Source organism: Proteus vulgaris (genome assembly GCF_011045815.1).
Classification (GTDB): domain Bacteria; phylum Pseudomonadota; class Gammaproteobacteria; order Enterobacterales; family Enterobacteriaceae; genus Proteus; species Proteus vulgaris_B.
This window is the reverse complement of sequence record NZ_CP047344.1, coordinates 677,014-688,555: the sequence shown is the minus strand read 5'-3', so window position 1 is coordinate 688,555 and position 11,542 is coordinate 677,014. Positions and strand designations below refer to the sequence as shown.

Annotated in this window: 11 protein-coding genes; all 11 read right to left on the bottom strand. The window is 39.5% G+C overall.

Annotated elements, in window-relative coordinates:
• Positions 1–164 precede the first annotated feature (164 nt).
• The gene (gene hypE, locus GTH24_RS03235; RefSeq protein WP_164525943.1) at positions 165–1,184 is read right to left on the bottom strand and encodes a hydrogenase expression/formation protein HypE; all 1,020 of its coding nucleotides are present in this window, start codon (positions 1,182–1,184) and stop codon (positions 165–167) included.
• On the bottom strand, positions 1,181–2,317 hold the full coding sequence (gene hypD / locus GTH24_RS03230) for a hydrogenase formation protein HypD (protein ID WP_164526902.1): 1,137 nt from the start codon (positions 2,315–2,317) through the stop codon (positions 1,181–1,183). Before hypD ends, hypE begins: the two co-directional genes overlap by 4 nt.
• Complete coding sequence (gene hybG / locus GTH24_RS03225) at positions 2,304–2,570, bottom strand: hydrogenase maturation factor HybG (protein WP_072069437.1); 267 nt, start codon at positions 2,568–2,570, stop codon at positions 2,304–2,306. The genes hypD and hybG overlap by 14 nt, the downstream gene beginning before the upstream one ends.
• Positions 2,561–3,781: a hydrogenase nickel incorporation protein HypB gene (gene hypB, locus GTH24_RS03220; RefSeq protein WP_072069438.1), complete on the bottom strand. Its 1,221-nt coding sequence runs from the start codon at positions 3,779–3,781 to the stop codon at positions 2,561–2,563. Before hypB ends, hybG begins: the two co-directional genes overlap by 10 nt.
• Before the next feature lie 62 nt (positions 3,782–3,843).
• On the bottom strand, positions 3,844–4,338 hold the full coding sequence (gene hybE, locus GTH24_RS03215) for a hydrogenase-2 assembly chaperone (protein WP_115350487.1): 495 nt from the start codon (positions 4,336–4,338) through the stop codon (positions 3,844–3,846).
• Positions 4,335–4,823 (bottom strand): HyaD/HybD family hydrogenase maturation endopeptidase, encoded by a 489-nt coding sequence (locus tag GTH24_RS03210; protein WP_072069440.1) that lies wholly within the window; start codon positions 4,821–4,823, stop codon positions 4,335–4,337. Before GTH24_RS03210 ends, hybE begins: the two co-directional genes overlap by 4 nt.
• On the bottom strand, positions 4,823–6,526 hold the full coding sequence (gene hybC / locus GTH24_RS03205; protein ID WP_072069441.1) for a hydrogenase 2 large subunit: 1,704 nt from the start codon (positions 6,524–6,526) through the stop codon (positions 4,823–4,825). The genes GTH24_RS03210 and hybC overlap by 1 nt, the downstream gene beginning before the upstream one ends.
• Complete coding sequence (hybB, locus tag GTH24_RS03200) at positions 6,523–7,704, bottom strand: Ni/Fe-hydrogenase cytochrome b subunit (protein ID WP_072069442.1); 1,182 nt, start codon at positions 7,702–7,704, stop codon at positions 6,523–6,525. The genes hybC and hybB overlap by 4 nt, the downstream gene beginning before the upstream one ends.
• Positions 7,691–8,704, bottom strand: coding sequence for a hydrogenase 2 operon protein HybA (gene hybA / locus GTH24_RS03195; protein WP_036911746.1), 1,014 nt, complete (start codon positions 8,702–8,704; stop codon positions 7,691–7,693). The genes hybB and hybA overlap by 14 nt, the downstream gene beginning before the upstream one ends.
• Entirely contained in the window at positions 8,701–9,825 is a 1,125-nt protein-coding gene (gene hybO / locus GTH24_RS03190; RefSeq protein WP_072069443.1) for a hydrogenase 2 small subunit, read from the bottom strand. Before hybO ends, hybA begins: the two co-directional genes overlap by 4 nt.
• 1,068 nt (positions 9,826–10,893) lie before the next feature.
• Positions 10,894–11,031, bottom strand: coding sequence for a hypothetical protein (locus GTH24_RS03185; RefSeq protein WP_164525942.1), 138 nt, complete (start codon positions 11,029–11,031; stop codon positions 10,894–10,896).
• Positions 11,032–11,542: the final 511 nt, after the last annotated feature.

Below are 11,542 nucleotides of genomic sequence, written 5' to 3'. Positions count from 1 at the left end.
AGGATTGGCCGAACATGTTACTCCAATAATTTTTTTATCAAAGAGTCAGTATTCAGATAAATGAAGGAAATTTGCGTTATAACAAAGTTTTTGTAACAGGCAGATAACTTATCCCACTTATAAATTCAGCCATAATTCTCATTTATAAGTGGGGGAAGAAGTGTTTAGCAAATACGAGGCAGAGGTTCGTTATAAGGTAAGTCTAGAATTCGACTTGTACCGAAAATTCCAGTTAAACGAATATAGTTATCAGTTGTAACTTCACCGATAGTACAAGCATCTTTACCTAAAGGGTGTTGATGTAAAGCGTCAATAACTTGTGCTTCAACGTCAGGCGATACTACTAAAACGATTTTACCTTCGTTAGCAAAATTAAGTGCTTCAAGGCCTAATAATTCACACACACCACGAACGGCTTGTTTCATTGGCAATTTGCTTTCATGTACATTCATGCCGCAACCGCTGGCTTGGGCAAACTCATGCAAAATAGCGGTCACTCCGCCTCGTGTTGCATCACGTAATGCACGAATACCTTCAATTTGACGTAAAGGTGCAATCATTGGTTCAAGAACAGCACAGTCACTTTGTAGATCCGCTTCTAATCCTAAATTTTCACGAAGATTAAGGATTGTTGCACCATGATCACCAATCGTACCACTCACTAAGATCTTATCACCGGCTTTGATATTGCTTGCGGCCCAATTAATTTGGGTTGGAATAACGCCAATGCCCGCAGTATTGATAAAGATCTTATCTGCAGCACCACGAGGAACCACTTTGGTATCCCCTGTGACAATTTGTATTCCTGCTTGTGAAGCTGCTTTTGCCATCGCTAATACAAGCACTTCAAGGGTTTCAAATGGTAGCCCTTCTTCAAGAATAAAACCACATGACAGGTAACGAGGCACAGCACCACCGACGGAAAGATCGTTAGCAGTGCCACATACAGACAATTTACCAATGTTTCCACCGGGAAAAATGATCGGATCAATCACATAGCTGTCTGTACTAAAAGCAAGACGATCACCAAGAGCCGTTAACTCATTTAACGTGATCCGCGCTTGATCTTCTTTTTCATTTAATAACGGATTATCGAACGCTTTTAAAAACAGGCCTTCGATCAGTTGTTGCATACCTTGCCCACCATTACCTTGGGCTAAGGTGATTTCATCAGGTTGTTTCATATATTACCTTCACGGCGATACTGATAATAAGCCGCACATGCCCCTTCTGATGACACCATTAAAGCACCTAATGCGGTTTCTGGCGTACAGCTTTTGCCAAATAGCGGGCAATCGGAAGGTTTGCATCGTCCTGTTAATACATCACCGCAGCGAGATTGTGGATTATCTGCCACTTTTTGTGGTGCGGGTGTAAAACGTAACTCCGCATCAAACTCAGAATAAGCGGGTGTTAATTGAATACCTGACATCGGGATCTCGCCCAATCCTCGCCATTCACTGGTTTCTTTTAACATAAAGACATCTTTCAGCGCTTTTTGCGCCAGCTTATTACCTTCGTTTGGTACAATGCGACTATATTGGTTTTCAATACTTAAAACATAATCTGCATTTTCTGCTTTTGCTTTAAGCTGTTTAATGACCATCAGTATAGCTTGCAATAAGTCTAATGGTTCAAATCCTGTCACCACAAAAGGCTTTTCAAATTCATCACATAGCGGTTGATATGGTGTACATCCAATCACCATACTTACATGTCCCGGTGCAATAAAGCCATCAATGCGAACATCGTCTTGCTCTAACAAACAACGCAAAGTAGATACGATAGTTATGTGCTGACAAAATAGAGAAAAGTTTTTAAGTCCACGCAATTTTGCTTGTTGTAGCGTCATTGCAGTGCTTGGCATGGTTGTTTCAAAACCTAAACCGAAGAAAACAACTTGTTTATCTGGGTTATCTTGTGCAATTTTTAGTGAATCAAGCGGTGAGTAAACAATACGAATATCGCTACCACGACGACGCGCATCCAGCATTGAACCATTACGACCCGGCACACGCATTGCATCACCAAATGTGCAAAAAATCACATCAGGACGTGCTGCAATTTCTAAACAGGCATCAATTCGCCCCATAGGTAATACACAAACAGGGCAACCTGGTCCATGAACAAACTCAATTTCTTCTGGTAATAAGCGGTCTAGACCAAATTTAAAAATGGCATGTGTATGCCCACCACACACTTCCATGATTTGTAATGGGCGTGTGATAGGGTGAGGCCATTGTGAAATAGTTTCACGAATTTGGGCTAACAAAGCTTTAGCAAGTTCGGGATCGCGAAATTCATCAACGTACTGCATCATCAGCCTCTTCAAGGGTTACACCATAAACATGCTGTAATGCATCAAGGGTATCTTGTGCTTCTTGCTCATCAAGAATACTCATGGCAAACCCCACATGAATTAGCACCCATTTACCTAATAATTCATTGGGTTCGCCTTCACATACCATTGAAATATTAACAGCTCGTTTAACGCCACTCACTTCAGCATAAGCGAGTTGGTGGACGTCTTCGCCCACCTCAACAATCTTAGCCGGAACACCTAAGCACATAAACGACTCTCCAACCAAGCTAACCACGCTTCCATACCTTCACCGGTGGTTGCCGATAATGCAATGATTTCGATATTAGGATTAACACGGCGAGCAGATTCGATACAGGTTTGAATATCAATATTAAGATGGGGCACTAAATCAATCTTGTTGATAATCATTAAATCAGCCGCAGCAAACATATGCGGATATTTCAGTGGTTTATCTTCGCCTTCAGTGACAGAAAGAATAGCGACTTTATGTTTTTCACCCAGATCAAAACTGGCTGGGCATACTAAGTTACCCACGTTTTCAATAAAGAGAACGCTGTTATCTTGTAAGCCTAATTGGTGTGTCGCATCATGCACCATTTGTGCATCAAGGTGACAACCTTTACCTGTATTCACTTGAATTGCAGGAACACCCGTTTCACGGATACGATCAGCATCATTGGTGGTTTGCTGATCACCTTCGATCACGGCACAAGGGACTCGTTGTGCTAACTGTTTTAACGTTTGTGTTAACAGTGTCGTTTTACCGGAGCCGGGGCTTGAAACTAAATTCAATGCCAGTACATTTTGTTGTTCAAAATGTTCACGGTTATGAACAGCAATGCGGTTATTTTTATCCAACACATCCATTTCAATTTTCAGCATACGCTTTTGGCTAATACCAGGAGCATGTGTTCCTGCTTCACCTTGGCCATAATGCATATTCTGATTTTCAATCACTGGGCTAAATTGCTCTTCATGCTCATGCTCGTGATCGTGCTGATGGTTGTGAGAATGCTCATGACTATGATCGTGAGCATGTTCGTGAGAGTGACTATGTGAGTGATCGTGCTCATGATGATCATGCTGATGATGATCGTCATGCCCATGATGATGCTCATGGAAAACTGGGGTTTCGTTTAGCTGTGTATCGTTATGAAAATGGAGATGAACATCGCCACTGTTATGATAATAGTGGTGATGAACAATGATAGGCTGACCATTGGTTTCGTAGTTATGCTTATGCTTTTGTTCAGACTTATCAATATATTTATGAACAGTATTCGCTGGAGTAGCCTTGTGTTCATGATGGTGATCATGCCCATGATGGTCGTGATCATGATGATGACCGTGGTCGTGATGATCATGGTCGTGAGAATGATGATGGTGGTGTTCATGTGAATGAGGCTCTACGCCTTCAATTCTGACATTGCCTTCGCCACAACCGCAAGTGCTACACATATTCTGACTCCTGTACTATTCAATAAGAAGAATGTGACTCTGTGTCGCGTAAAATTTCTACACTATGATCTTAACTGACCACGGAAGAGAGAACGACGACTTAAATCAACTTCTGCTACGGATTGTGTCTGAACAGGAAGAGAAAGTGCCATTTTTACACTATTTTCAACCAACTCAACAGCATGTTCACCTGTTAGGTGTCTATCAAGTGGTGACATTAATGAACAAGCAAGATATTGCATACCCCCCGCAAGCTCGCCCACAACAAATTTAATCTGTCCACAAGGTAATTCTAACCCGATACGATCACCTACTTGCCGATGTGGCCATTCTTGTGAAGGTCCTGGAAAAACCACCAACTCTAACATCCAAGGCGTCAGGATCGATCCAATCCATTGATTTTCAAACAGTCTAAAGCCTCCCGCTTTAACCGGAATACCTTCTCGATAAAAAGGCAATCCTTTCATCTCTTTTTCAGCGATTTCACTAAAGCGGGTTTCAAGTAACTCAACAGGGGGTTCATCATAACCGACGATATCCCAGCTTAATTCACTCATGCGATTACCTCTTTTGGTGTCACTGGAATACCGTATTCACGCAAAATATTCACTACGTGCTCTAACGCAATTTCCATTGATTTTTCACCAATATCAGACAGTGACATACTTGGCTCTAATGATGCAGGTTCAATACCCACTAAAATAAGCTTACGAGGAAATTCATCCGTCATACGTAAAGCCATTAATACATCAGATAAACCTAATTGATGAGGAGAAATTTTCTGTGTAAAAAGTGCCGGAACATCATCATCATGTAAGATAAAAATACTGCCTGGTTCATGATTACTTCTTACCGCATCGGCAACAATCAGGAGGTCTCTTGCTGCAATATCTTGCAAAATTTCCATACCTGATGTGCCACCATCAATAACATCGACGTTCTCTGGTAAAGAGAAGCGCTCTTCGAGCGCCTCTACTATACGAACACCAATGCCTTCATCGCTTAGTAATAAATTACCAATACCTAAGACGAGAGTTCGCATTATAATACCTTCACCTTACTTAGCTCTTTACCTGTTAAATCAACCATATGCACAGCACATGCCATACATGGGTCAAAGGAGTGGATCGTTCTTACCACTTCTAACGGTTTTTTCGGATCAGCAACAGGTGTGCCCACTAGTGAGAGTTCATAAGGACCCGGTTCATCATTAAAATTACGAGGACCCGCATTCCATGTTGATGGAACAACTGCCTGATAGTTAGTGATTTTACCGTCTTTAAACACGATCCAGTGAGATAACATACCACGAGAGGCTTCTTCGAAACCGACACCACGATACTCTTTACCTGGTTCAAACTCTGGTTTAATAAAGGCAGCTGTATCACCACGGCCGATATTATCAACCAGTGATTGCCATAAAGAAGCCAGTGATTCTTGTAACACACATGCATGGACAGTACGTCCAATGATGCGTCCCCAAGTCGATTCTAGTTGCTCTGTCACCAGTGTTTCACCGGTTAATTGAGTATAGATCTTATTGATATCGTTGTAGTTTCTAACAGTTCCTTCGTGCTTACCTGCTAACCCACACACTAACCATGCTAACGTGCCAACTTCTACAGGTTTGCCATAGAATGTTGGTGATTTAACCCATGAGTACTTGTTGTTCTCATCCCAACCAGTGTATTTAGGACGAGTTAAGCCTTCCCATGGTTTTAATGGTTCATCATCTTCATACCATGCGTGTTTACCACTTTCTTCGATACCATCTTTCAGGTTTTGATCTTTCCAGTCTTTAATTGGGCGATAAGTAGAGAAATCAATCCCTTCCATATAACCACCAGACAGTAAGAACTCTGTGTTATTACCATTAATTGGTAATTCAGGTACAGACAGATAGTAGTTAGCACCTTTACCGATTTTTAACCATTCAGGGTAATAAGCCGCAAAAATAGCAGTATCTACTTTATAAACTTGGTTAACAAAATCACCTAGTTTATCGATAAAGCTTTTCACGTACATTAAACGTTCTAAGTTGAGAACACTTGGCGCATCAAGATTAATCGGGTTAGCCACACCGCCCACAGCCAAGTTTTGGATATGAGGTGTTTTACCGCCCAAAATAGCCACAATACGGTTTGCATCACGCTGACACTCAAGTGCTTGCAGGTAGTGAGCAACCGCAATTAGGTTAACTTCTGGTGGCAATTTCATGGCTGAGTGACCCCAGTAGCCATTAGCAAAAATACCTAACTGGCCACTGTCCACTAAACCTTGGATTTTTTTCTGTACTTTTCTGAATTCTTCGGCAGAGTTCAGATGCCATTCAGAAACCCCTTTTAACATCGCTGATGCTTTTTCAGGATCGGCTTGTAATGCTGATGTGATATCAACCCAATCCATCGCAGAAAGCTGGTAGAAGTGGACGATATGGTCATGGATGATATGTGAACCTAAAATCAAGTTACGGATATACTGCGCATTCACAGGAATATCCATACCTAAAGCATCTTCTACAGCGCGTACTGAGGCAATTGCGTGAACTGTCGTACAAACACCACAAATACGTTGCACGATAATCCATGCATCACGAGGATCGCTTCCTTTTAGGATCTCCTCCATTCCACGCCACATGGTACCGGAAGACCAAGCCTTAACAACTTTTCCGTTATCAATTTCACAATCGACGCGTAAATGCCCTTCAATACGGGTAATAGGATCAATAGTAATGCGTTGGCTCATGATTTAACCTCAGCCTTTTTTAATTGTATATTTGAGTCTGTTTGTGCAGGTAAAACCGGCAGTAAACGGATAATAAGAATGTAAGCTGTTACTTCAAATGCAACGAAACCAATAGAAATCAGCAATTCACTTGCTGTTGGGAAATAGTGGTAACCATTGCCTGGGTTGTAAGCAACTAAAGAGTAGTTCATACGCCACATTGCTGCGCCGATTAAGATAAAGACAGCACAGACAAACAGCATTTTTGGACTACGACGGTTATTATTTAAATGCATCAAAATAAGAGGAAGTAATAACAATGCACTTTCAGCAATAAATAACCACGAGAACATATCTCCATTTCCGATATAACTCAGTTTACCGTTCCAAATAATTTCACCCCAACGACAGACCAAGAACGCAATCAGTAGCACTTCGATTACTTTAGTTAACTTGGTAAATAGTGGTGTTTCATCATCATTCATGGTGCGACTTGCTTTTAGCAAAGAACCTTCAAAAATAACGATAGTGAAACCAAGAAGAAAAGCAGTTAACAGGGAGAAAACAGGTAACATCTCATAAGATTGCCACAGTGGATGTACTTTCCAACCCGCTGAAATCATTAATGACCCCATTGAGGATTGGTGCATGGTTGGTAGTAAAGCACCAAGACCAATAATAAAGAACATCGCTTTGTTAAGACGTTTCAACGACACTTTCCAGCCTAAACGTTCTAATAACGCAGGTAAGAATTCTAATGCCATCACCATAATATAGATGGTCATACAGGTCGCTGTTTCAAACAACACTGAGTTAACGTTAAAGTATTGCGGCATAAAGAAGTGAGGCATGTTCCAATAACGACCAATATCAATAGCAATGGATAAACCACCTAATGAATAGCCGAACAAGCTCGCTAATAATGCAGGACGCACTAATGGGTGAAACTCGCCTTTATTAAAGACATAAACAGCCCATGCAAGTGCCCAACCGCCACATGCAAAGCCTGTTCCTATCAATAAGTCAAAAGCAATCCAAATACCCCAAGGGTATCCCCCATTCAGGTCAGAGACATCACCCAGACCTAATACCAAACGCTTACCAATAAGAATAAAACCGAGCACAGCAAGCGGTAAAAACACTCTTACAGCGAGAGTAAATAACTTACCGCCAAGTGGACGAGGATCATGACTCGACATCGTTATCCTCCTTGTGGTGTTCTTGCTCTTGTTTTTTACTATTACGGTTAACCAAATAGGTGATCCCTGCAAGGGCTGCTATTGGTAATACCATGCCTTTATAAAGCGTGTGTTGAATATGTTCAGAACGCGCACCTGTAGATAATGGTGCTACTTCTGGCATACCTAAATTGTCGAAAGGCACCGCTGAAAGTACCATGACTTGCGTACCGCCACCTTCAAACTCACCATAGATATGGTCTTGATATTCAGGAATTTTATGCAGATAAGTATCGCCACCACTAATGGTTTGACGTGGGTAATGGTATTCCTCACCCGCTTTTTTCGCTAAACGACGTTTTGCTTCTTCAAGCAATTCTTCTCGTGTACCGAAAATAACCGCACCTGTTGGGCACACTTCAACACAACCTGGTAATAAGCCTTTGTCTAAACGCTCAACACCTTTTTGGTTACAAAGCTCACATTTATAGAGCTTACCAAATGGATCGTCATAGTCGTATTTTGGAATGTTATAAGGGCATCCCACCATACAGTAACGACAACCTGTACAGATATCAGCGTGATAATGGACAATACCGGTTTTTGGATCTTTAGTTAACGCAGAAACAGGACAAACAGAAACACAGTTTGCATCGACACAATGCATACATTGTTTCTTAATAAAGGCATAACCGTTTTCCAGTTGGTCTTTATTTTCACCAGTACCATCACGCCAAATTTGAATAATGTTATTTGTGTAAGGACTTAATTTGTCATTGTTTGACCAAATCGGATCACCATTGGCGTAAGTATCACCACGCTCCATTGGCTCCGGGTGATTGATTTCCTGACATTTTGTGACACATGCTTGACAGCCTACACATAATGTAGAGTCATAGAGCATACCGAGAGACCCAGGAATTGGGGGACGGTTCTGCGCCGCAGCATGACTCGCAGTGGGAGCCATTCCCGCAAGGAGAACCCCACCTGATGCCAGCTTAAAGAAATGACGCCTATTCACCGTTTATCCTCCTGTGAGGCTCCTGTGGCATTCTTGTCACGGCCTAATTGACGCACCGCCATCACACTGACACCGGCGACAGCACCTACGACAGCACCGAGCAAGCCCGCAGCACCATAAGACACGCCACCACCTTCTTTCGCATTAACATCAGGCACTTGCGCTTTTGGTGTTGGCTGATAAACATTCGCTAATTGGAAAATACCTTTAGTAAAGCCAATCCCTTCTTCGTTACATCCGTAACAAGGGTGACCGATACCCACAGGCCAAATTCCACCACCGACATCACAGAATTCCAATGTTGGGCAGTTACCATAGGTTTCAGGGCCTTTACAGCCTAAATGGTATAAACACCAACCTTGGCGATGACCTTCATCACCAAATTCTTTAGCAAAACGACCCGCATCAAAATGAGGGCGACGTTCACAGTTTTCGTGAATTAAACGCTCATAAGCAAAAAGCGGTCTGTTTTTGCTATCTAACTTAGGTAATTTGTTGAAAGTAATAATATGTGCAACAGTTGCTAAGAAATTATGTGGATTTGGTGGACATCCTGGAATATTAATAACGGTTTTACCCGGTAAAATTGCTTCCAATGATTTAGCACCTGTTGGGTTCCCCCCAGTTGCTGGTACACCACCCCATGCAGAACATGAACCAATCGCAATAATCGCAGCGGCCCCTTCAGCGGCTTCTTTGATATGCTCAAGAATAGGTTTTCCTGCAACCATACAGTAAACACCGCCATCTTTGTCTGGGATTGAACCATCGACAACGAGAACGTACTTACCTTTATATTTCTCCATCGCATTGTGTTTATTTTCTTCAGCTTGATCACCAAAAGCTGAAGAAAGCACTTCATGATATTCAAGTGCGATAACATCAAGTACTAGGTTTTCCAGAGTCGGGTGAGTTGCACGTAATAAAGACTCCGTACACCCTGTACACTCCTGAGCACCAATCCAGATAACGGGTGGGCGCTCAGATGACGCCATTGCTTCTGACATTTCTGCGGCTGCTTTGCCGCTTAATCCCATGGTAGCTGACAACGCAGCACACAATTTCATAAAATCGCGTCGGTTAATACCATGATGGGAAAAAACATTATTCCCCAAGGCCATATATCTCTCCTGATATGATGATTTTTAATTGGAATAATTTTAAAACACCGCCTTTTTAACACTCCGACACAATAATGACTTGATCATTATCAAGCGATAATTCATTAAAAAATAAATTATTCTTTTATGTGAGTAAAAACGTTTCAGCAATATAAGGTTTAACACCTATCTTTTATATATTTCGTCATTTTAAAATTATTAAAATGCTATTTAGTAATGATAATTTAAATAGAAATAATTCTCATTATCTCAAAAGATAGAGAGATTAAAATTTATTAGTTATTATAAATCAATGTGATACAAATTAATCAAAAAATACTCAATTTATAAGACAATATATTTAAAATAATACAAAATTAATAATTAATATTTTCAATTTTCTAAAAAAAATTATTAAAGATAAGTTTTAATATATTTTTTAATTATAATGATGACTCTTGTTTTCATATTATCAACCTTTATATTACATCATAAATAATGTTAAAAATTGCATTTCATAAACAAGAAATCATTACATTAATATATTTAATTTCAGTCTATTTTAATTACTAATTTATCCAATCTTCATTTGTTATTATTTTTTAATTATTATGATCCTGTTTACTTTTTAATCACAAATTAACCTGTTTTTCTTATCATTTTTCATATAGTTATATGTATATTCGCTTTTGGAATAAGCTAATATCCTAGCGTAAAACCGTTGTAAAATTAAATACATATTGATGTGTGATAACATTCAAAAGATAAGATCATTAATTATTACTAATTAGTAATCAAGTGCGATAATTACATTAAGTTATTTTATAACATATCGAGTTTATAATGAAATTAGCCTAAATAAATTTTCATGTTAAATCCTTGTTGTTATTGTGGATAAAAAAAGCACAAATTATCGATAAAAAATCCCCAAATAAAGCATATTTCTTTTTTTTGTGAGAATAGATAAAAGAAGTGGTCATAAATCTAAAAAATAGAAAAGCACTTTGTTAACTGGTTGTAGTTTTCAATCTAACAAAGACCTTATAAAGAATAAGAGATAAACCCAAAGCAAAGCATCTCCCCTTTAGACTAAAATTTAGGAACGACAGGAACGACAGGAACGACAGGAACGACAGGAACGACAGGAACGACAGGAACGACAGGAACGACAGGAACGACAGGAACGACAGGAACGACAAAAATAATGATAAAAATAGAATCAGTCAACAAAATAAAAAGTCATAACACCGAAATGTTATGGCCTTTAAATTTATTAAAATAATAAAATGCTATGTGTAGTTCTCTGCCTTTCACGTTTTATTTTACTCACCGCTTATCAAAAATAAGAAGTGGTTTGAATAAGTAAATAAAATCTACTTATCAGAAATTGGAATGACTGAAAACAACGGTCTACCTGGTGCAATAAAAAAATAAGTATCCAAATACGGATAACTTAGATAATAAACAAATTAGGCGTTCTTGTACGTAACAGAATGTTTCAATTTGTAACGTGGATGCATTATATCCAATAAGATTTTTTGCGCAAGTATTTTTACACTTAAATCAAATTTACACAAAAACATTACTAATCATATGGTTATAAGGAGATTTAACTTAAAAAAGAAAATATCAACAAATCAAAAAGTGAAAAAAAATGAAGAGTTAATGAATATTAATGTAAGGTAAGTTGAAATAATAATATCTACTTAGCATTAATTGATTCAGCTCGTTATTACCA